At 53.2% G+C, this 22,164-nt stretch carries 20 protein-coding genes; 9 read left to right on the top strand and 11 right to left on the bottom strand.

Going from position 1 to position 22,164, the window contains the following annotated elements; translation table 11 throughout:
- Window positions 1-205: 205 nt before the first annotated feature.
- The 4 genes from QOT07_RS16905 to puuR form a co-directional block, all read right to left on the bottom strand.
- Window positions 206-1,201, bottom strand: coding sequence for an ABC transporter permease (locus QOT07_RS16905; RefSeq protein ID WP_085117625.1), 996 nt, complete (start codon window positions 1,199-1,201; stop codon window positions 206-208).
- Window positions 1,198-2,709, bottom strand: coding sequence for a sugar ABC transporter ATP-binding protein (locus QOT07_RS16900; protein WP_283603625.1), 1,512 nt, complete (start codon window positions 2,707-2,709; stop codon window positions 1,198-1,200). Before QOT07_RS16900 ends, QOT07_RS16905 begins: the two co-directional genes overlap by 4 nt.
- Before the next feature lie 123 nt (window positions 2,710-2,832).
- Window positions 2,833-4,113 (bottom strand): NAD(P)/FAD-dependent oxidoreductase, encoded by a 1,281-nt coding sequence (locus QOT07_RS16895; protein ID WP_283603624.1) that lies wholly within the window; start codon window positions 4,111-4,113, stop codon window positions 2,833-2,835.
- A gap of 20 nt (window positions 4,114-4,133) precedes the next feature.
- Entirely contained in the window at window positions 4,134-4,691 is a 558-nt protein-coding gene (gene puuR, locus QOT07_RS16890) for an HTH-type transcriptional regulator PuuR (RefSeq protein WP_085117623.1), read from the bottom strand.
- Window positions 4,692-5,085: 394 nt separating this feature from the next.
- Between puuR and QOT07_RS16885 the strand changes: the two genes are divergently transcribed.
- The gene (locus QOT07_RS16885) at window positions 5,086-6,504 is read left to right on the top strand and encodes a glutamine synthetase family protein (protein ID WP_261416707.1); all 1,419 of its coding nucleotides are present in this window, start codon (window positions 5,086-5,088) and stop codon (window positions 6,502-6,504) included.
- Window positions 6,505-7,038: 534 nt separating this feature from the next.
- Window positions 7,039-8,406, top strand: coding sequence for an APC family permease (locus QOT07_RS16880; protein ID WP_283603622.1), 1,368 nt, complete (start codon window positions 7,039-7,041; stop codon window positions 8,404-8,406).
- A gap of 55 nt (window positions 8,407-8,461) precedes the next feature.
- On the opposite strand, the gene sbcB is transcribed toward QOT07_RS16880, so the two are convergent.
- The 3 genes from sbcB to QOT07_RS16865 form a co-directional block, all read right to left on the bottom strand.
- Window positions 8,462-9,889, bottom strand: a complete 1,428-nt coding sequence (gene sbcB, locus QOT07_RS16875) for an exodeoxyribonuclease I (protein WP_129936506.1) — start codon at window positions 9,887-9,889, stop codon at window positions 8,462-8,464.
- 91 nt (window positions 9,890-9,980) lie between these two features.
- Window positions 9,981-10,172, bottom strand: a complete 192-nt coding sequence (locus QOT07_RS16870) for a DNA polymerase III subunit theta (protein ID WP_262260100.1) — start codon at window positions 10,170-10,172, stop codon at window positions 9,981-9,983.
- Between the two features lie 76 nt (window positions 10,173-10,248).
- A complete protein-coding gene (locus tag QOT07_RS16865) occupies window positions 10,249-10,458 on the bottom strand; it encodes a hypothetical protein (protein ID WP_099063746.1) in 210 nt (69 codons plus the stop codon).
- A 257-nt stretch (window positions 10,459-10,715) separates the two neighbouring features.
- Here QOT07_RS16865 and QOT07_RS16860 point away from each other — a divergent pair, with 257 nt between their 5' ends.
- A complete protein-coding gene (locus tag QOT07_RS16860) occupies window positions 10,716-11,825 on the top strand; it encodes an SDR family oxidoreductase (RefSeq protein ID WP_283603621.1) in 1,110 nt (369 codons plus the stop codon).
- Window positions 11,826-11,857: 32 nt separating this feature from the next.
- Here the strand turns inward: QOT07_RS16860 and QOT07_RS16855 are convergent, their stop codons facing one another.
- Complete coding sequence (locus tag QOT07_RS16855) at window positions 11,858-12,604, bottom strand: S24 family peptidase (RefSeq protein ID WP_099063748.1); 747 nt, start codon at window positions 12,602-12,604, stop codon at window positions 11,858-11,860.
- A 204-nt stretch (window positions 12,605-12,808) separates the two neighbouring features.
- Between QOT07_RS16855 and QOT07_RS16850 the strand changes: the two genes are divergently transcribed.
- From QOT07_RS16850 to tmaR, 3 genes are all read left to right on the top strand, one after another.
- Entirely contained in the window at window positions 12,809-13,576 is a 768-nt protein-coding gene (locus QOT07_RS16850) for an N-acetylmuramoyl-L-alanine amidase (RefSeq protein ID WP_207978789.1), read from the top strand.
- A gap of 99 nt (window positions 13,577-13,675) precedes the next feature.
- Entirely contained in the window at window positions 13,676-14,743 is a 1,068-nt protein-coding gene (locus QOT07_RS16845; protein ID WP_207978788.1) for an FUSC family protein, read from the top strand.
- A gap of 161 nt (window positions 14,744-14,904) precedes the next feature.
- Window positions 14,905-15,222, top strand: a complete 318-nt coding sequence (gene tmaR / locus QOT07_RS16840) for a PTS system regulator TmaR (protein ID WP_020827737.1) — start codon at window positions 14,905-14,907, stop codon at window positions 15,220-15,222.
- A 51-nt stretch (window positions 15,223-15,273) separates the two neighbouring features.
- Here the strand turns inward: tmaR and QOT07_RS16835 are convergent, their stop codons facing one another.
- Window positions 15,274-16,062, bottom strand: coding sequence for an ABC transporter substrate-binding protein (locus QOT07_RS16835; protein ID WP_261284991.1), 789 nt, complete (start codon window positions 16,060-16,062; stop codon window positions 15,274-15,276).
- A 35-nt stretch (window positions 16,063-16,097) separates the two neighbouring features.
- Window positions 16,098-17,267 carry a M20 aminoacylase family protein gene (locus QOT07_RS16830; RefSeq protein ID WP_283603620.1) on the bottom strand — a complete coding sequence of 390 codons (1,170 nt, stop codon included), beginning with the start codon at window positions 17,265-17,267 and terminating at the stop codon, window positions 16,098-16,100.
- A 139-nt stretch (window positions 17,268-17,406) separates the two neighbouring features.
- On the opposite strand from QOT07_RS16830, the gene QOT07_RS16825 reads away from it, so the two are divergent.
- The 3 genes from QOT07_RS16825 to QOT07_RS16815 all read left to right on the top strand — a co-directional run bounded on the left by QOT07_RS16825 (window position 17,407) and on the right by QOT07_RS16815 (window position 20,586).
- Window positions 17,407-18,360, top strand: a complete 954-nt coding sequence (locus QOT07_RS16825) for a LysR family transcriptional regulator (protein ID WP_283603619.1) — start codon at window positions 17,407-17,409, stop codon at window positions 18,358-18,360.
- Between the two features lie 323 nt (window positions 18,361-18,683).
- Window positions 18,684-19,226 carry an SLATT domain-containing protein gene (locus QOT07_RS16820; protein ID WP_283603618.1) on the top strand — a complete coding sequence of 181 codons (543 nt, stop codon included), beginning with the start codon at window positions 18,684-18,686 and terminating at the stop codon, window positions 19,224-19,226.
- Complete coding sequence (locus tag QOT07_RS16815) at window positions 19,216-20,586, top strand: reverse transcriptase domain-containing protein (protein WP_283603617.1); 1,371 nt, start codon at window positions 19,216-19,218, stop codon at window positions 20,584-20,586. Before QOT07_RS16820 ends, QOT07_RS16815 begins: the two co-directional genes overlap by 11 nt.
- A gap of 844 nt (window positions 20,587-21,430) precedes the next feature.
- Here QOT07_RS16815 and QOT07_RS16810 read toward each other — a convergent pair.
- Complete coding sequence (locus QOT07_RS16810) at window positions 21,431-21,973, bottom strand: DUF3916 domain-containing protein (RefSeq protein ID WP_283603616.1); 543 nt, start codon at window positions 21,971-21,973, stop codon at window positions 21,431-21,433.
- Window positions 21,974-22,164 lie beyond the last annotated feature (191 nt).

The following is a 22,164-nucleotide window of genomic DNA, read 5'->3' as shown; positions in this document are numbered from 1 at the left end:
TGAATAATAAGTAGAAACGGGCTCCGTCGTTGCGAAGATCGTCGTTCCGTCAGTATTTCGTCAGGCCATTGTAAGGATTTCAAACAAAATGTAAACGCAAATGATAATTCGTATCATTTGTATGCTTATAAAAGGAAAGGGGATATGACGAAGAAATTGATGAATGGCAGGAAAAGCCGGCGCAGCAGGGCGTGCGCCGGGGGGATCAGCGTTTCTGGATGTAGGTGATCGCCAGCGCCAGGGCCAGCACCAGGCCTTTGATAATGTCCATCGCGTAGTAGGGGACGGAGAGCATCACCAGGCCGTTTTGCAGCACGCCGAGGATCACCGCGCCGACCAGCGTGCCAAGCGCGTTAGGTTTGCCGGAGCCGGCCAGCGAGAAACCAATGTAGGCGGCGGCAACCGCATCCATCAGATAACCGCTGCCGGCATTCACCTGCGAAGAACCAATACGTGACGCCAGCAGTATGCCGCCAAGCGAGGCCAGCAGGGCAGAAATGACATAAGCCGCAACCCTGTAACGTACGGTACGGATACCTGAAAGGCGTGCCGCCTCCGGGTTACCGCCGATGGCATACATACGACGGCCATGCTTGGTCAGCGACAGGAACAGCTGCACCACAACGGTGACCGCCAGCATAATCAGCACGATCACCGGTACCTGGCCCAGTGACGAGAAGATCTCCGGGATCAGGCCTTCCGCCATATCGCCGTTCGGCAGCAGCATATTTTGGGTGATGGATCCGCCGTAGCTGTAGGTCATCGCCACGCCCTGGATCACAAACAGGCTGGCCAGCGTCGCCAGCATATCGGGGATTTTCAGCACCACGATCAGGAAAGCGTTAAACAGCCCGACCAGCGTGCAAATCAGCAACGTCAGTACAATCGCGCCGGTGGTCCCGAAGCCGTACCAAACAAACAGCGAAACCACCAGGGCGTTGGCCAGCGAGGCGGTGGAACCGACGGAAAGGTCGAAACCGCCGACCGACAGCGAAATGGAGACCCCGATGGCGATCACCGTGACGATGGCAATTGAGCGTAAAATATTGATGATGTTATTGGGATCGAGGAAGTTGTCCGACGCGAGTCCGAACAGGGCGATCAGCGCGACAACGGTGAGTAACATCCCCCATTTGTAGAGAAACTCAAACAGCTGATGGCGCCAGGGTTGCGCATTCTGCAGGGATAATTCTTTACTCACGCTGGGGTTCCTCCGGTGGAATACAGTAATAGGGTTTCTTCATCAATCTCGGCGGCGTTAAGCTCCGCCACCACTCGGCCATCCCACAGCACGCAGATGCGATCGCATAAACCGACCAGTTCGGAGAACTCGCCGGAAGCATAGATAATGCCTTTACCGTCGCGTGCCAGGCCGTCGATCAGGGTGAACAGCTCCTGTTTGGCCTTGATATCCACGCCCTTGGTCGGCTCATCGAAAATCAGTACTTTGGCGTCGCCGCGTAACCATTTGCCAATGGCGACTTTTTGCTGGTTGCCGCCCGACAGCCTGGCCAGCCGCTGTTGCGGACCGGAGGCACGGATATTCAGGCGCTGCATGATATCCCGCGCCCAGCGCAGTTCCTGACGGCGGCTGAACAGGCTCCAGCGTGAGAAGCTTTCGTCGGCGCTGACGCTCAGGTTCATCGGGATGGCTTCATCAATAAAAATGCCTTCTTTGCGCCGTTCTTCCGGTACCAGCGCCAGCCCTTGTTCAACGCTAAGGTGCGGCGCGCGCGGGGCCCAGGGCTTGCCCAGCAGTTCACCCCGTTCAACCCGGGCCGCTGAGGCACCAAACAGCGCCTTGCACAGTTCGGTTTTGCCCGCGCCGGCCAGCCCGGCAATACCGAGGATTTCCCCCTGATGCAGCCTTAGCGTGACGTCACGCAGCTTGTGGCGATCGTTCAGACCTTCCACCTGCAACAGCGGACGGGCACCGTGCGGCGGGCGCGGCGGCGGGAAGATGTCGTCCAACTGATGGCCGAGCATTTTTTCGACAATCTGTTCGCCGCTCAGCCCCTGCATGGCATCTTCGCTGACGTGGCGGCCATCGCGCAGTACCGTCAGGCGGTCGCAGATTTCGCTCAGCTCATGAATACGGTGGGAAATAAACACCACGCCGATGCCTTCGGACTTAAGGCGGCGTACTACGCGGAACAGACGTTCACTTTCGGCGCGATCAAGCGGAGCGGTGGGTTCATCGAGCACCAGGAAGCGGCAACGGTGTGACAGCGCGCGGGCCAGCAGCACCTGCTGTTTTTCCGCCAATGTGCAGTCCGCCAATCGTTGACGCAGGTTAATGGTTAAATCCAACTGGGCCAGTAACTGTGCCGCCTGGCGATACAGTTGCGCCCAGTTCAGCAGATGGCCCGGCTGGTTCAGCCAGTCGAGCATGATATTTTCCGCCACCGACAGCGTGGGGATCAGCGCCACATCCACTTCCTGCTGCACCACGTGGATCCCGTGCTGACGCGCCTGCAGCGGCGAATGAATATCCACTTTTTGGCCGTCGATAAAGATCTCACCACGGTAATGGTTGTGCGCGCCGGAAAGTATTGCCATCAGCGTGGATTTTCCTGCGCCATTAGCGCCGACCAGCGCATGGGTAGAGCCGCCCTGCAGGGTGAAGTCAACGTTTTGCAGGGCGTTGAAGCCGGCAAAGGCGATCGAGATATTGCGCATCTCGAGGCGTGAGGGCGTAGGGATTGGCATAGTGTGATTAAAAGACGTTTAGGTGTTTAGATGGCTAAAGTAAGTCTTTTGTAACACAGATTGCGATTTCCGCAACAAACTAAATGGCATAACTGAGATCAAAAAAATCTGGTCGGGCAGGCACTAGAACCCCAGCCGGTCACGCAACGCATAGTAGGCCGCGCCGAGGGCGGTGAAGGGGACGCGCAACTGGCGGCCACCCAAAAAAGGCAGGTGCGGCAATTTGGCGAAGGCGTCAAAGCGTTCGGCATCGCCGCGCAGCACTTCGGCGATCAGCTTGCCCGCCAAATGCGTGCTGGTCACGCCATGACCGCTGTCGCCCTGCATGTAATAGACGTTATTCTCCAGCCGACCAAACTGCGGCATGCGTGACAGCGTCAGCAGGAAGTTGCCACTCCAGCGGTAATCAATCCGCACCCGTTTCAGTTGCGGGAAAGTCTTCAATAGCTTGGGCAGGATTAACGCGTCGATATCGGCAGGGTCGCGGGCGCCATACACCACGCCACCGCCATACAGCAGGCGGTTGTCGGCGGTCAGGCGAAAGTAATCCAGCAGGTAATTGCAGTCTTCGACACAGAAATTATTGGGCAGCAGCGACAGCGCCATGTCCCTGGACAACGGCTCGGTGGCGAGAATTTGTGAGCCGCAGGGCATGCTTAAGCGGCTAAGGCGGGGTTCGAGTTGCTCACCGAGGTAGGCGTTGCCGGCAATAATCACAAAGTTGGCGCTGACCGACCCCTGGGCAGTGTGCACCCTGACCGTTTCGCCGTAGTCGATGCGCGTGGCGGCAGATTGTTCGAACAGCCGCCCGCCGTGACGGCGTACCGCCTCTGCTTCACCCAGCGCCAGATTGAGTGGATGCAGATGGCCGCCGTTGCGATCCAACAGCCCGCCGACGTAACGCTCGCTGGCAATCTCACGGCGAATAGCCTGCTGATCCAGCCATTCCAATTGGTGATTGCCATAGCGCTGCCAGCGGACCTGTTGCTGCTGCAGCTCATGACGTTGTTTTGGATTCAGAGCGGCGAAGATGCCGCCGGGACGGTAGTCGCAGGCGATGGCGTATTGATCGATGCGCCGGCGGATAATCTCTGCCCCTTCGAACATCATGCTGCCCAGCATCGCTGCGGTATCCGCGCCATAGCGCGCTTCGATCACATCGATATCACGACTGTAGGAGTTGACTACCTGACCCCCGTTGCGACCGCTGGCGCCCCAGCCGATGCGGGCGGCTTCCAGCAGTACCACATCGTAACCGGCCTCAACCAAATGCAACGCCGACGACAGGCCGGTAAAGCCGCCGCCAATAATGCAGACGTCGCAGCGGACCGGCCCGTTCAGCGCCGGACAGGGCGCGAACGGGTTGGCGGTAGCGGCATAATAACTGGCGACATGTTCCTGCATAACGCCTCCGCCCCGAGGGGTCAGAAGGTGGTGGGGGTATGTGCGCTGACGATGCGACAGACGCGCGCCGAGGTATTGCTGAAACTGTGGGGAATGCCGGTGTTAATCGCATAGCTCTGGCCGGCGCTCAGACAGTGGGTCTGGCCGTTGATGGTCAGCATGATCTCGCCTTCCAGCAGGGTGCCAATCTCCTCGCCCTGGTGCTTGATCTTCTCTCCGGTGGTGGTGCCGGGTTGATAGGTTTCCAGCATCATCGCCAGATTGCGCGTTGGGTTGCCGTTGTGCACCAGCTTCATCGACACGCCCTGGCTGCCGATCTCGATCAGATCTTCGGCCTCGATCACCACTTTGGGTTCATTGGCGGCCTCAGGTTCGGCAAAGAATGCCGACAGCGACAGCCCGTAAACCTTCAGCAACTTTTGCAGCGTACTGATGGCCGGACTGACCTTGTCCTGCTCGATAGTGCTGATTGCGCTGTGGGTTAACCCGGACAGTTCGGCGACCCGGCGCTGCGACAAACCCAATTGCAGACGGATCTGTGACAGGCGCTTGCCTGGTGCCAAGCTGACTTCGCTCATAGCGGTACTTCCTTCTGGTAGGGACGACAGGCAGAAATGAATATCGGTGTCAGGTGCCTGTCTGAGTGAGTTCGACACAGCATGATATCGGTAGTTGTGACCGATATGGAAAATATATTGCCCATGACCACCCCCATTCTGGCGGACGAAATTCTGTACACAAAAAGGCAGTTAACGCCTTTTCGGTCAATATTTTATCAATTTAGCAGTCGGTGGCGAATAATCAAACAGGATTGTAACATTTGCAAACCATTTGTGTTAAGGCTATGTTTCATATTATGGATGTTATTTTGAGCGCCCATTCTGGCGCAGTCTACAGAGAAATCAGACCATGTGTTGAACCTATCGGCAGGCGAACGCAAGCGCGTTCTCAGAGCATAATGGCGGGTGATGTATGCAAACCAATATCGCAGCAGTTGAAAATTTTGCACAGCATAATGAAGAGAGGCGAAGTAGCGCGTTCCAACGTGAGGTTGCTCACTATTTGGAACGCCACCCCTCAACGCAGTATATCGATATCCTTCTCACTGACCTGAATGGTTCCTTCCGCGGTAAACGTATTCCCGTCTCCGGACTGAAAAAATTGGAAAAAGGCTGTTACTTCCCTGCCTCGGTATTCGCTATGGATATTTTGGGCAACGTGGTGGAAGAGGCAGGCCTGGGCCAAGAACTGGGTGAGCCGGACCGCGTTTGTATGCCGGTACTCGGTTCGCTGACGCCGTCAGCGGCGGACCCGGATAATATCGGTCAGGTATTGCTGACCATGCTGGATGAAGATGGCACTCCCTTTGACGTTGAACCCCGTAATGTCCTGAATCGAGTGTGGCAGGCGTTGCGCCAGCGCGGCATGTTCCCGGTGGTAGCGGTAGAGTTGGAGTTCTATCTCATTGATCGACAGCGAGACTCAGAGGGGTATTTGCAGCCGCCCTGTGCGCCCGGTACCCAGGAGCGCAATATGCAGAGCCAGGTTTACTCGCTGGATAACCTGAATCATTTTGCCGAGGTGTTAAACGACATCGACAGCCTGGCGCAGATGCAGGGCTTACCGGCGGACGGCGCAGTAGCGGAGGCCTCACCCGGCCAGTTCGAGGTGAATCTGAAGCATACCGATAACGTGCTGCTGGCCTGTGACCATGCGCTGGGGCTGAAGCGTCTGGTGCGAATGGTGGCGGAAAACCATCACTTGCACGCCACCTTTATGGCGAAACCTTATGAGGAATACGCCGGTAGCGGCATGCACGTGCATATCAGCATGCTCGACGGCAACGGTAACAACCTGTTCGCGCAAGCGGACGGCGAAGACTCGACGTTGCTGCATCGCGCGCTGGCCGGGATGATCACCTTAATGCCGGCCTCCATGGCGCTGCTGGCACCCAATATTAACGCCTTCCGTCGTTTTCAGCCGGGCATGTATGTGCCTACCCAGGCATCCTGGGGACACAACAACCGCACCGTTGCGCTGCGTATTCCCTGCGGCGAGCAGGAGAATCATCGGGTGGAATACCGCGTGGCGGGTGCCGATGCCAATCCTTATCTGGTGGTGGCGGCGATACTGTCAGGTATTCTTTACGGGCTGGACAACGAACTGCCATTACCTGAGCCGGTGACCGGTAACGGGCTGGAGCAGGAAGGGCTACCGTTCCCGATCCGCCAAAGCGATGCGCTGTATGAATTTGAGCATCAGCACGAACTGACGCAGTATCTCGGCGAACGTTTCGCGCATGTTTATCACGCCTGCAAAATGGATGAACTGATGCAGTTCGAGCGGCTGGTGACGGAAACCGAGATCGACTGGATGTTGAAAAATGCCTGAGGGGGCGTAAACTGAGCGTCATTAAGTTGATCGGTGAAAGTGAAGATAGCGGATTAATTCACCCGTAAGGGCGCTTTTCCGAACGATCGCGAAAAGAATTTGTTTAACAGGCCTTCCTGATCTTGTCATCAGGAGGGTTTCTGGTGCAAAATATCCCTAATGCAGATAGCCGACGTTTTAACGCGTCGGTTATTTTTTTTGCATTTGTGTTCTACAAACTGTGCGTTTCATACACCAAGCGAGGCCGGACACCGATCCGGATAGATAAATAGTTTCGTGCGCGATCAAATAAAACTTTATGGTCGTGACTCATGAGGATAAGAAAGATGGGGCAATTTTTCACTTTAGCACCGGTGCCCGCCGGTTTCCGCTGCGGTCGCAGCGATTATGGAGCAGCCAAGGCCGCCTTGACTCGTTATCCAGCTTCCAATCCCCTTCTTTTTGAATTCAGTCGCAAGTTGCGAAGTTTCCCCGCAACCTTAAGTCTTGGCGTGTCTACGCTCCGCAAGGCTGAAGGTAAGGGGGGGCTGCGTCATGTCCGATAACACCATCAGCGCCGCTCCGGCTCAACGCGCACAGCTGCGTAAAACCCTGACTTTAGTTCCGGTAGTGATGATGGGGCTGGCTTATCTGCAGCCAATGACCATCTTCGATACCTTTGGCATCGTATCCGGCCTGACCGATGGTCACGTCGCCACTGCGTACGCCTTTGCTCTGCTGGCGGTACTGTTTACCGCACTGAGCTACGGCAAACTGGTACGGAAATTCCCGTCCGCCGGTTCTGCCTATACCTATGCCCAGAAGGCCATCAGCCCGCACGTCGGCTTTATGGTGGGCTGGTCATCACTGCTGGACTACCTGTTCATGCCGATGATCAACATTCTGTTGGCCAAAATTTACCTGGAAGCCATCTTCCCGGGTGTGCCTTCGTGGATCTTCGTGGCGGCACTGGTCGCGCTGATGACAGTGTTCAACCTGCGCGGCATCAAGCTGGTGGCGAACCTGAACTCCATTATCGTGGTGGTGCAGGTAGCGATCATGATCGTGTTCCTGTTCCTGGTGGTGAATGGTATTTCGCATGGTGAAGGTGCCGGTACGCTGATCAGCAGCCGTCCGTTCTGGTCTGAAGGTGCGCATGTGGTGCCGATGATTACCGGTGCGACCATTCTGTGCTTCTCGTTCCTCGGTTTTGATGGCATCAGCTCGCTGTCTGAAGAAACCAAAGACGCGGAGAACGTGATCCCGAAAGCCATCTTCCTGACGGCGTTGATCGGCGGCGTTATCTTTATCGTGGTGTCTTACTTTGTACAGTTGTACTTCCCGGACATTTCACGCTTTAAAGATCCTGACGCGTCTCAGCCGGAAATCATGCTGTACGTGGCCGGCAAGTTCTTCCAGTCGGTGATCCTGGTGTTCTCTTGTGTGACCGTACTGGCTTCAGGCATGGCATCGCACGCCGGTGTTTCGCGCCTGATGTATGTGATGGGTCGTGACGGCGTATTCCCGGAGCGTTTCTTCGGTTATGTGCACCCGAAATGGCGTACCCCGGCACTGAACGTGCTGTTGGTTGGCGTGATTGCGTTGTCTGCGGTGTCGTTTGATCTGGTGACGGCAACGGCGCTGATTAACTTCGGTGCGCTGGTGGCGTTCACCTTCGTGAACCTGTCGGTGATCTCGCAGTTCTATATTCGCGACAAGCTGAACCGTACCGTTAAAGACACCTTTAACTACCTGATCCTGCCAATTATGGGCGCGCTGACCGTAGGTGCACTGTGGCTGAATCTGGAAGCCAGTTCAATGACGCTGGGCCTGGTGTGGGCGGCAATTGGCCTGATTTACCTGGCCTTTGTGACCCGCAGCTTCCGCCTGCCGGTACCACAGGCTAGCGAAGACCTGGCCTAAGTCTTAACAGGTATGTGCATTAAAAAGGGCGCTTCGGCGCCCTTTGTTGTTTTTGTCAGCCGACCAATTCTTTGCCGTACTCAAACAGCGCTTTCAATAGCGCGGTCTTTTCCTGATCGCCTTCATGCAGGTTATACAGCGACTCCAGCTGCAGGACATAGCTTTGCACCCGTTCGGCGCTCAGGGCTTCCTGGCGATGCTGTAACCAGCGGCGTTGTTCGGCGTCATCCAGCGTATTGGGGTAGTTGCGGGCACGGAAACGGAACAGCAACTCCTTCATGCGGCTATCGCTGAAGGTCAGATCCAGCGCCGGCAGGTTCTGCGGTTTGGTCTGCTGAATAATCTTCATCGCCGCCTTGTCGGCATCGCTGAAGAAACCGTCGTACAGCCGCGCATCGACATCATCAGACCCTTTGAAAGGCTCGGCTTCGGCGAACAGCGCGACGACTTTTTCACGCACTTGCGGATGCTGGCGCAACAACTGCAGGTTTTGCAGGCAGGCCTGACGATCGATACCCAGCCGCTCGGCGTTTTCCGGCAGCAGGGTTTTGGCCGGTGCCAGCACCGGACATTTATTGATATGCACCAGTTTGATTGGGACTGGCGATTGCCCGGGGGCCAGATCGTCACGGCGGGTATACAGCCGTTCACGCAGCTCGTCGGCACTCAGCGTCAGCAGCGGCGTCATATCGCCGGCCAGATCGCACATGATCACTGCGTTCTTGTTATCCGGGTGCCAGGCCAGCGGCGAGACCCAACTGGTGTTGCCGCGTGCGGCCCCGAACATGCCTGAAACGTGCACCAGAGGTGTCATTTCTGCGATGTCGATCAGGGCGTTCAGCTTATGCTTGTTGCGGTGCTGCAGCAGGAAATCAAACAGCCGTGGCTGCGCCTGTTTAACCAGTTTGGCCATGGCGATGGTGGCGTAGACGTCCGACATCGCGTCATGGGCATGCTCATGTTCGATGCCGTTGGCGCGAGTCAGGTGCTCCAGACGGAAGCTGGGGAAGCCGTCTTCGTTCTCCGGCCAGACGATGCCGTCCGGGCGCAGTGCATAACAGGCTCGCATAACGTCGAGCAAATCCCAGCGTGAGTTACCGTTCTGCCAGCTGTAGGCATAAGGATCGTAGAAGCTGCGGTAGAAAATATTGCGGCTGACTTCGTCATCGAAGCGGATATTGTTGTAACCCAGAATACAGGTGCCGGGCACGCTGAACGCCTGGTGGATCTGACGCGCAAAGTCGGCTTCGTTGACGCCTTTGGCCAGCGCCAGTTGCGGCGTGATACCGGTGATCATCACCGCTTCAGGATCGGGAAGGTAGTCATCGGCCGGGGTGCAGTAGATGACCAACGGCTCTTCGATGATATTGAAATCCGCATCGGTACGCACACCGGCAAACTGCGCCGGGCGGTCCAGCGATGGGCTAATACCGAAGGTTTCGTAGTCGTGAATGTAGAATGTGGCCGGTGCCTTGCTGCTCAAAATCGCATCTCTCACGTGGCGTAGGGAATATGCCTCTATTGTAACGGCGAGATGTACGAGTCGTTAGTGTTAATCACCGAAATGCGCGGCATTACGCACTGCGGTAGTAGTTCAGGCGCAGATGAAAGTAGGGTCGTAGATAATCGGGTACCTGTTGTTCGGCGTTGGCGGCGTCATTGACGGTAATGCCATAGCGTTCGTTATAAATGACGCTGAGGGCCAGTAAATCGACTTCAACTTTTTCACGTTCTGCTTGCGGTAAGCTATCCAGCTTTCGACCCATATTATTCTCCCTGTGAATCATAGGGCATCATAGGATCCTTGGCCGCGCTTGTCCCTACCCCATTCTGGGGGGAGTCTCAAGAAGTCGGCGACTTTGCCTGGAGAGCGTGGCTTGGTGCGGCAGTACCATGATTATGCTGAACATATCGGGCGGCAAAATCCTGCTGGCTTTGCAGATTAGCGCGCTCGAAGGCCTCATGGGCCGAGAAAACACTGCCGATCACCGCCAGCCAGAAAACGCTGCACAGGACCAGGATGCCCAGCCAGACTTTTTGGTTATAGCTCATAAATACTCCTGATGAGTAAAGGTAATAACATTCACCAGGGAATTAAATCAGAGTTAATATCAATGCAATGTCAACGGACCGGTTTATTTCGGTTTGTTTTTTATTAATGTGTTACCAAATACCGCTGCGATGTTTCAAGATATTCCTTAAGATAATATTAAGAAAAGATAAATAGGTGCCACTGAGTTTTATTTAATATCCGTTTAATTACTTCCCCCTACAATCAGCAGCATTCAATACCAATGTGGACACCTATTATGAAAACTCTGCTGTTGACCGGCGCTACCGGCTTCCTCGGTGGTGCAGTGCTCGAGAAATTATTGAAAGAAAATCAGGTGATTAACTATCTTCTGTTGGTGCGAGCTGACAATGCACAGCAGGGGCTGGAACGTATTCGCCAGAATATGGAAAAGTTTAATATTGATGCCGATTTATTCTCGAAGATCACGATAGAAAATATATTGTTGGGCGACTTAAGTGAGCCAGCTGACTTTTTAGCGGACACACGAATTAACAATGTAACGCACGTTATCAATTGTGCCGCCGTTGCGTCATTTGGCAATAACCCACTTATTTGGAAGGTTAATGTTGAGGGCACACTGGCCTTTGCCAAAAGAATGGCGCAGGTCTCTGGATTAAAACGTTTCCTGCACGTGGGCACCGCCATGTCTTGTGCGCCGGAACCGGGTTCACTGGTAGCGGAAAGCGGCGAGTTTGAAGCAACCGCCGAGCATCTGGTGGAATACACCCGTTCCAAATCGACTATCGAACAGCTGATGCGTCAGCACTGCCCGCAGCTGCCACTGGTGATTGCCCGTCCATCGATTGTGGTGGGGCATACTCGCCTGGGCTGTCAGCCTTCCAGCAGCATTTTCTGGGTGTTCAGCATGGCGCTGATGCTGCGTAAGTTTATGTGTTCGCTGCAGGATAATATCGACGTGATCCCGGTCGACTACTGTGCCGATGCGATGGTGATGCTGCTAAACAGCGAAACGCTGGAGAATGACGTTTATCATATCTCCGCGGGTGAAGAGAGCAGCGTCAGCTTTGCAGATATTGACCGTGCCATTGCCGCCGCGCTGGAAAAACCGCCGCTAGGCGATCATTACGCGCAGGTCAGTTACGAAGCGCTGTTGAAAATGCGCAAGCAGCTGAAGGATATTTTCGGGCCTTGTAACGAGCGACTGATGCTGAAGGCGATGCGCCTGTATGGATCTTTCGCCATGCTTAACGTGCGTTTCAGCAATGACAAAATCCTTAAGCTGGGCATGCCGAAGCCGCCGCGCTTTACCGACTATATCGACTGTTGCGTGCAGTCCACCCGGGGATTATCGATCCAGCAGCAGATGGTGGTCGATTTTAAATAACAGCAAGGCGCCAACCCACGGCGCCCGGCTGATTACCAGGACGACGACGACCAGAAAACGCGGCCCAGCACCACCAGTTGGTCTTTGCGCTGCGGATAACTCAGGTGTTCGTCCTGGTATTCTTCCCGGTTAAGGGAGCGAATAGTGACGCCGCCGTCGGGCTGTTCGATCAACACTTTTACCCGCAGCAGATTACCGTGCCGAATGGCGTAGGTTTTGCCTTCGCGAATGCGGATGTCATCGGTATTAATCCCCACCACATCGCCGTCTTGCAGACGCGGTTCCATGCTGGAGCCGGAAATGCGGATGATGCGCGCGGCATTCACCGCCACCCCCATCTTGTGCAGATAGTAGCGACGGAAGATCAGCGAAAACTCTTCACGATCGACGATTTCATAACAGCCGTCGCCGGCAGAAAAATTGATATCCAGCAGCGGGATTTCCACAAACTCTTCCTTGTCCTGTTCGGTGTCTTCCCATACCACCGGCTTCAGGCGGGCTGGTTGAAAGTCCGACTCTGCCGCCACGTTATCAAACGGCCGTACCAGCTCTTTTTCATGGAAAACGTCAAACCAGCCCTTGGGCAGATTCAGTTTGGCTTCGATCCGTCTGGCGAGATTATCACCCAGGTTACGGGAGGACTTTTCACCGCTGATTTGGCTCAGCGTAGGCGAAGAGGACTCAACCAGCACCGCAAATTCGTTCTGGTTAACACCCTGGCGGGCGTAGCTGGCCATCAGCTCGCGCAAATTATTGCGTCTTATTTCTTTGGTTTCCATTGTCGGATGATCGCACTCTTTAGCAAAAAGGTAAATATTGCTTTCACTAAATATTTCTTGCTTTAACTTTAGCAATTAGCTAAACATTAACGGGTGGACAAGGTCCACAAAGGCATTGTAGGGTCGCTGCATGGTGCGACCGCTTGAGCGGGAAGGATCCTGCAATGACTGTGGTACGCAAGTTTAACTAACAAGGAATCTACTATGTTCAGTATGGATTACAACAGCTACCGCTCGGTAGCCAGCTTTGGTCACCGGGTGCGCTTTCTGGTGTTGCATTACACGGCGCAAAACTTCGCCGATTCCGTGCAGTCACTGACCGGCAAGTCGGTCAGCGCCCATTACCTGGTGCCGGATCCGCAAGATCAAAGCTATCAGGCGGCCGGTTTCAGCGGCGTGCGCATTTTTAATCTGGTTGATGAAGTGGAACGGGCCTGGCATGCCGGTGCCAGTCAGTGGGGCACTCGCAATAATCTCAACGATACGTCGATTGGCATCGAGATCGTCAATCTGGCCAGCGGCGATGGCGAAGACATTACCTTCCCACCGTTTAACCCGCAGCAGATCGCGGCGGTCAGCCAACTGGCACAGAACATCCTGCAGCGCTATCCGGATATCACGCCGGTCAACGTAGTAGCGCATTCCGATATTGCCCCGGGCCGCAAGAGCGATCCCGGCCCGCAGTTCCCCTGGCATCAGCTGTATCTGGCCGGTATCGGCGCCTGGTATGACGAAGCCGTGCAGCAGCGTCACCAGCATGAGTATCAGTGCCATGGTGTACCGGTGCAGCCAGATTTGCTGGCGCTGTTTGCTAAATACGGTTACGACACCTCGGCAGCGACCGATGCCGAAGGCTATCGTCAACTGGTGCGCGCCTTCCAGCTGCATTTCCGTCAACGGCAGTACGACGGGGTGATGGATGTGGAAACCGCCGCCATTTTGCGCGCGCTGGTGGATAAATATGCCGCTTAATGCCTGACTGCGGATAGGGGACGCCTTATCTGCCTTTTCTCTGCCTGCCTTCCTCCGCTAAACTAATGTTCTTTCTCGCCATCGATAACGGGATGCATTGTGCGCCTCGACAGAAAAATATCGTCGTTTGAACATCTGACTTATCGCCATTACCGCATTGTGCACGGCGTGCGCATTGGGCTGGCGTTTATCCTGACCTTCCTGCTGATCCGCCTGCTTGAAGTGCCGGAAGGCACCTGGCCGCTGATTACCCTGGTGGTGGTGATGGGGCCGATCTCGTTCTGGGGCAACGTGTTGCAAAGGGCGTTGCAGCGTATCGCCGGCACGGTGTTTGGTGCCGCCTCGGGTCTGATCGCGCTGTATCTTGAGCTGTATTCACTCCCCTTAATGCTGGCGTGGTGCGGGGTGGTGATGTTTTTCTGCGGCTACCTGACGCTCGGTAAACGGCCCTATATGGCGCTGTTGGTGGGTATTACGCTGGCGGTGGTCTGTGGCGCGGGGGCCGGTGATATGCACACCGCGCTGTGGCGCAGCGGCGACGTGATATTTGGCTCACTGCTGGCGCTGTTGTTCACCAGCATTTACCCACAGCGCGCCTACATCTTGTGGCGTATGCAGATGGCGGATTGCCTGCAAAGTGCGGGCAAGATCTACGGCGCTTATCTGTCCCCGAACATGATCGAACGGCCGCGCCTGGAGCCACAGCTGAAAGATTTGCTGAATCAGGTGGTTAAATTACGTGGCCTGATTGTCCCCAGCAGCAAAGAAACCCATATTCCCAAAGCGGTGTTTGAAGCAGTGCAAACGCTGAGCCGCAATCTGGTGTGTACGCTGGAGCTGTTGGCCGATGCCTACTGGGCCTCGCGCGAAACCCACTTTATTATGCTGAATGCCAAAACCCTGCGCAGTGCGCAACTGCTGACGTTACGCTCGCTGGAAGCGCTGGCAGAGACAATGCATAACGGCCCGCAGGCACAGCAGGCTGTGGTGGCGGGGGAGCTGAGTGAAGTCGCCGCCGAGCTGAAAACCCTGATGCAGGAGGCCAGCGTCAACCTGCACGGCGAAGCACCGATCTACGGCTATGTCTGGCTGAGCATGGAGCTGACGCAGCAGTTGGAAGAACTGGGTGACTTGCTCAAGGTGTGTACCGCCGGCGAGCGCGAATAGGGGGCCAGATCATGAAGCAGGCGCTTCGGGTTTTTGTCGCGGCGCTAAAGTGAGTAAGATAGGGCGATGAGTGTTGTGTCTGAGCGCCACAAACCTGTATCTTGGTCTCATTGTGGCCGTAAGCAAATGAATCTGTGTATTACTAAAGCAAGGGTATGAAGATGGATAATGCAAATAAGCCGAGTTTCCAGGACGTTCTGGAGTTTGTGCGTATGTTCCGACGTAAAAATAAGCTGCAGCGTGAAATTGTCGACAACGAGAAGAAAGTCCGCGACAACCAGAAGCGTGTGCTGTTGCTCGATAACCTGAGTGAGTACATCAAGCCGGGCATGAGCATTGAAGATGTTCAGGGTATCATTGCCAACATGCGCAGCGACTATGAAGATCGCGTTGATGACTACATCATCAAAAATGCCGATCTGTCTAAAGAACGTCGCGAACTGTCCAAAAAGCTGAAGGCTATGGGCGAAGTGAAGTAACCGTTTTTATTGGGCCAGGCACTCGCCTGGCCCTTTTAATCAGTCCCTCAGTTATTCCCCTTTACCGTACATGTCAAAATCGAAGTATTTATCGTTCACCTTCTTATAGGTGCCGTTGGCGATAATGGCTTTCAGCGCTGCGTTGAAGGCATCAAGTAATGCGCTGTCCTCTTTACGCACACCAATGCCATCGCCAATGCCAAAATATTTGCTGTCGTTCAGTTCCGCGCCGGTAAAGGCAAAATCCTTGCCGCCGGGCGTTTTGAAGAATTCGCTGGCGCTGACGCTGGCCAGCAGCGAAGCATCCAACCGGCCGTTGGCCAGATCCTCATTCACTTCCTGTTGGCTCTGATAGGCAACGACGTTGACACCGGCCGGACGCCACAGTGCGTTCGCATAAGCTTCCTGGCTGGAGCCTTGCTGCACGCCAATCGATTTGCCTTTTAGCGACGCCGCCGTGGGCTGCAGATCGCTGCCTTTGCGTGCCACCAACCGCGCCGGGGCGTTAGACACCTTGCTCGAGAAGGCGATCTGCTTTTCGCGCTGCGGCGTAATGGTCATTGAGGAGGCGATAGCGTCAAACTTTTTTGCCTGCAACCCCGGGATCATCCCATCCCAACTGCTCTCGACCCACACGCATTTTGCCTGCATTTCATCGCACAGCGCCTGAGCGATATCCACACCGAACCCGGTCAGGGCTCCTTGCGCAGTTTTGTATTCCAGCGGCGGGAAGGTGGGATCGATGCCCAACTTAATCACCTTGCCGCTAAACTCACCGCCAAGGGCCGAAAAACTTAACGCTAACGGCAACAATAAAACCAAACCCATCGTTTTTTTCATGTCATTTTCCTTAGCGGAGTGGATTAAATAATGCATTAAGCCAGGAAGCGTTCAACCAGCTTGACCCAATAAGTGGCGCCAATCGGCAAACACTCGTCGTTAAAATCGTAACCGGCGTTATGCAGCGAATTCCCGGGCGTGCTTTCCCCGTTGCCAATCGAGATATAACTGCCGGGGCATTTCTCCAGCATAAAAGCGAAGTCTTCACTGGCGGTAATCGGGCGCAGGTTGGCGATAACCCGGCTTTCACCGGCCCATTCCAGCGCGACCGAACGTGCCAACTCAGTTTCCGCCGCGTGGTTTACCAACACTGGATAACCCTGTTGGTAATCAATCTCTGCCCGGGCACCAAAACTGACGGCCTGTGCTTCCACCAGTGCCGTAATGCGGTCTTCCAGCCGTTGACGGACATCGGCATTCAGCGCGCGCACGCTCAGCGTCATGGTGGCGGTCGAGGGGATGACATTGCTTGCAAGACCGGCCTGGATCGCGCCCACGGTCACAATCGCCGTTTCCTGCGGATCGATATTTCTGGATACGATGGTCTGCAGGCTCATCACGATGGCGGCGCAGACCACCACTGGATCAACGGTATGCTGCGGCACCGCGCCATGCCCGCCGTGGCCATGCAGGGTGATGTTGACGGTATCGGCCGAGCACATGAAGGGGCCGCTGGCAAAGCCCAGTAGGCCGACCGGGAAGCCGGGCACGTTGTGCATGGCGAACACGGCATCGCAGGGAAAACGCTCGAACAACCCGTCTTCCATCATCACTCGGGCACCGCCGCCGCCTTCTTCCGCTGGCTGAAAAATCAGGTGCAAAGTACCGGTAAAGTCAGACCGCTGCGCCAGATAACGCGCCGCCGCCAGCAGCATGGTGGTGTGGCCATCATGACCGCAGGCGTGCATCACGCCGCTGTGGGTGCTGGCATAGGGCAATTCGCTGGTTTCTTCAATCGGCAGCGCGTCCATATCGGCGCGCAAGCCAAGTGATTTCCCCACGCCGCGTTGTAGCGTGGCGACAACCCCGGTTTGTCCTATATGGCGCGTGACCTGATAACCCCATTCGGACAGCAGTTTTGCCACCAAATCGCTGGTGGCGAATTCGTTAAATCCCAATTCGGGATGAGCATGAATATGGCGACGAATGGCGACCATTTCGTGCTGAACAGCGGCTATTTCAGGTAAAACCAGCGAATGGGTCATCAGGGTTTCCAACGGGAGTATTCGGTTCCCGATGCGTTCAATAACCGGGAACAAGGTACTTCGGAGACTAACAAACAACCTTTTGCCCGGGGAGCCGTCGTTCGGTTATGCTGACAACCTTTGATTGTCAGGGAGCGTGATGAAACTACATCAATTACAGGCCTTGGTCGCCAGTGCCGACGGTGGCAGCATCCGCGCCGCCGCACGACAGCTGGGGCTTTCACAGGCGGCGGTCACGCGCGCCCTGCGCGAGCTGGAACAGCAGCAGGAACTGCCATTGCTGATCCGGACACCGGCTGGACTGGGCTTTACGCCTTACGGGAAAACGCTGCTGACGCACGCCCGGCTGGTGTTAAACCAACTGGAACAGGCCAACAATGAAATGGCGGGCCTGCGCGGGTTGGCGCAAGAGCAGGTGAAGGTGGCTATCACGCCATGGCTGATGCTGACGGTGTTACCGACGGCCGTGGTGGCCTTTCGCAAAAAGATGCCGAGGGTAAAACTGGAGCTGTTTGAAAGCCTGATGGCCAACGCCCAATCCCAACTGCGAGAGGGCACGATGGATTTTGCCATCACGCCGCTTCCGGCCTCGATGGCACCGCAGGAATTTCATTGCGAGCCGCTGCTGGATTATGAAACGGCGGTGATGGTGCGGCACGGGCATCCGTTGGGCCAAAGTACCTCGATCCACCAGTTGCTTGAGCAGGACTGGGTGCTGAACTATACCCCAGACAATTATGACGAATTAATCCATCAACTGTTTAGCCGACACGGCGCTCAACTCGATCCGAACCGCATTATTCATGCGCATTCCCTCGGTATGCTACAGGCGATGGTGGAGTCGGCAGACATGTGCACCTGGTGCCCGGCACCGTTGCTTGGGCTACCGCAGTTTGCCGGACGGCTGCAACCGCTGGCGCTGCAAGAAGGTTGCGACTTGGCGCGGCTGAACATCGTCACCCGGCGCAACAGCATCCTTAGCACCGCCGCCCATGCGTTGATTGATAACCTGATCCGCACCCTGCGCCAGCATGCCCGATCCGCGCGGCTCGAGGATCGACTGATTTATGATCGGGTTCGGTTGTTGATTTAGGGGGAGGGGGGCGGGGTTTCTAGGGGGGCTATTCTGGAATCCCGACCGTCGACTTTGTGCCAGGAGCAGACGTTAATAACTTCAGCCTATGTTTATCTATGGAGGGTTGTCAATAAGGCATATGCTTGACTTTCATCCTATGAAATTGTCATACTTTAAAAGGATGGGGCGGGTTTTTCCTCTTGCTTTTGCAAGGGCGGCTCTGATAATGAACAGCGATTTTTTGCTGTTGAGCTTAGGCTCACTGATCCTGCCTAGCAGGGTGTTCAACGGTTCAAATTTTTCCTGCCCCTTCCATATCCCGAAAATAAAAGGGAGTTTTAATGCGGAACGACAATATATGGTTTACATATAAAGCACGTATTAACGCACATCATCGCTTGGAGTGGCTTGAAAAACACTCTCAGTTCATCCTCGTTTGGTATGCTATATTAAGTGCAGTGCTTTCAATCGTGACATTACGCTTTCCAAAAGTCCTAGGGGATAACACCGATATTCTTGCGGCAATACTTTCGGTGGCTTTACTAGGTATTTCACTTGTAGTTTCAAACCTAGACTTCCGCGGTAGAGCAATATCTATGAGGAAGAATTACCTTGCGCTACAGCGACTCTATTCTGATACTACAACCGAGCAAGAATTAACGCTTGAACAAAGAAAGAAATATCATGAATTGCTCGATGAAGTTGAGAATCATCTTGAAATAGATGATAAAACCGCACGTGCAGCCCAGGTAGGACTTACAACAAGAATCCCTACCAATGAAGAAAAACGAACAGTCCAACTCTGGAAAATAAAGCGATTCATTTTTACTTTTTCCTTATACCTACTCCCACTCATGCTTGTTTGGATAGACTATGACTGCTAGCCGAATCTTTAAAAAATCCTTTTCGAAAAGAAATCTTCTCAAAGTATATAATGAAAAAATAAAAGAATCTGGCGCCATTGGCATCGATCGAATTCGCCCTTCGAAACTCGACTCAACGATAAAAAATGAAATTGAATTTATTTCTGAAAAAGTTAACTCTGGTAGTTACAAATTTACAGCCTACAAAGAAAAGCTAATATCTAAAGGGGCTAACTCTAACCCCAGACAGATCTCAATACCCACTGCCAGAGATAGGATTACCCTCAGGGCTCTTTGCGAATGTCTTACAGAAATTTATCCTGACTCTAGGTTGAGACTGCCACATAAAGTAATTGATTCACTTAAGACTGCATTGGATAGCGGTCTATATACAGAGTATGCCAAGGTAGATCTCAAAACCTTCTACCCTTCAATTGAACATACACTGATAGCTGATGTGATAAAAAATAAGGTTAGAAAGGGCGAGATTAGAAAATTAATAATGTCGTCATTGGTCGTTCCTACAGTAAGTGAATTTAAAGGTAGCAAAGGCGCCTCAGTGAACTCCAGGGGAGTACCTCAGGGGCTAGCAATTTCAAATATTTTGGCTGAGATTTCCTTATCCATTTTCGATAAAGAGATCAATGAAATTCCAGATATCTGGTTCATGCGCTACGTTGATGATATCCTTATTTTGACCAAAAATAGCCAGGCTGAAATGATGGCATCTCATGTTATTGAGAGGCTCCAACTATTAAATTTAAATCCTCACCCACTAAATGAGGAGAACTCAAAATCCAAAGTTGGCAATCTGAATGTCCCCTTTGACTTTCTTGGTTATCACATAAGCCAAGGAGAATTATTAATCAAGCATGAGAGTATTCTCAGATTCGAGTCCTCATTAGCAAAAATTTTCACTGCATATAGGCATGCGCTACTGCAGGCTAAGAATAAGCGCGATAAAGAGCGAGCTATAGCATACTGTCAGTGGAAACTCAACCTTAGAATCACAGGGTGTGTATTTGAGGGGAAACGCCTGGGGTGGGTATCATACTTCTCGCAAATATCCACAACAGCCCAACTTCGCTCCGTTAATCATACCGTAAGTCATCTTATCCGCCGATTCAATCTTTCATCTGAGATAAAACAAAAGTCTTTAATAAAGACATTCTATGAGCTTAGTCGTGGAACTGCGGGCACATTTAAATACATACCTAACTTTGATAACCTAGATATATCTCAGAAGCGAGAGCTTGTTTCAATGTGGATAGGAAAAGCTAAGGCGAAAATGCTAAGCGATAGTGAAATAGAGAGAAAATTTAAATTTAAAATTGCCAAATCCGCAAAAGAACTTGAAGAAGATATTTCAGGAATATCATAAAAACAAGCAAACACCACAGGAAAATTGCGATATAGAAGAAACTAACCATCGTAATTTTTAATATCCACTACTTTATTAGTTATCCTTTTAGTTAGCTACTCTGCAACTTGGACATTGATGACCACAGTGAACTTCTGCTCCTCGCTCAAAGCGGACCCAGTGGCACTTGCTGATGCTCGCTGCGTGCAAGAAGCTGAACGTAGTAATAGTAGATGTAAACGCCGGTAGAATAATTACAGAGGACTATTTTCTAACGGCGCTACATCCAGTAAGGTCACTGGTACTCGAATGAAACCCCAGTCATAGCTTTTAAGAACCGGCAAAGGTCATCTCCTGCATCCTCAATCGTATGGAAAGCAACGGAGTCTACGCATCCGGATTCTCGTTCATTGAGACAGGCAATGAATGGCGGGGTAGGATCTTGTCCTGTAAGACTTCTGAATCTGACTGCATCAACACGCCAGCGATACATTGCCCCATAACGTTGCACACCTCTGATACCGGTGCGGGTATTTTTCGTCGCTTTAATAGAAATTAGCACAATGAGTTACCTATTACGTGAGATGACGTGGATAATTGCATATTTCTGGCACAACCGACCAGAACAGTTCATAGCAGACTGTTGAATGGTCGAAAGAATCGCTACTACTTTGTAGCCGTGATTGATGGCCACAGGCACGTCCGCTTTTCGCTCGTAGCCGATATAGTTCCACTTGGAGGGCGAGACGGTGCAGTGGAGGACATCAAAACATCAACATATTGTTATAAAAAAGGAATAGCACAGTCTATTAAAACTGGACGAAAAGCCGATGAACTGCACGCCAGGCTTCCAAATACCGCTCTTCTATAACACTTGGCCATAGTACCAACGTTCGCCTGTAAACCATTCATCAGGATCGTCACCGCCATAGTATTCAAGCGAGATCCCCAGCTCCTGTACATTCTCTGGCAGAGTTAATCCCCATTCTTCAGCAAGGCTACGCCCCTTAATGACCGATGAAGCTCCATTTTCAGAAGTGCTTTCGCATATGAACCCCTGATAGTACTCTTCAGAATGGTAAAGACAGACTTCGCTGGTAAACATATCCGGGAGGCAGATAACAGAAGTAATTCGCGGGCTGTAACTCGAATCAGCTGTTGCAAGTATTAAATTAGAACATGCGTCAATTAACGCTTGCGCGCAGGCTGCCTTGGTTTTCTGGGCACTGTGTTTTCCTTCAACAAGATTGACATCTACAGGAATTTTGTAGTTCCAGTAGCGCTGGTCTTCTGGAAAATCTGCGCGGATTGGATCATGGAAGGTTTCCGCCCAACGGTTAAGAGCTTTTAAGCGGCGGGGGATGTTTCTTATTTTAGTACGGTAATCTCTGTTTAGACGTCTACTCATATATTTTAAACTTCCCTATCTGTTCAAACAGTCCTGACTAAAATCACAAATTTCGAACTGCGCTGATCCTCATTGATAGCTTAAATATTACCAGTAATGCCATTGTTGTCACTTGGCAACCGTCACAGATTGGAACGCTGACATGTCCACCTTTGTCTCCTAACCACCAAAACAAAACCAAAAAGCCCGCT

This window comes from Serratia proteamaculans (genome assembly GCF_949794035.1).
Classification (GTDB): Bacteria; Pseudomonadota; Gammaproteobacteria; order Enterobacterales; family Enterobacteriaceae; genus Serratia; species Serratia proteamaculans.
This window is presented reverse-complemented; position numbering and strand designations above follow the sequence as displayed.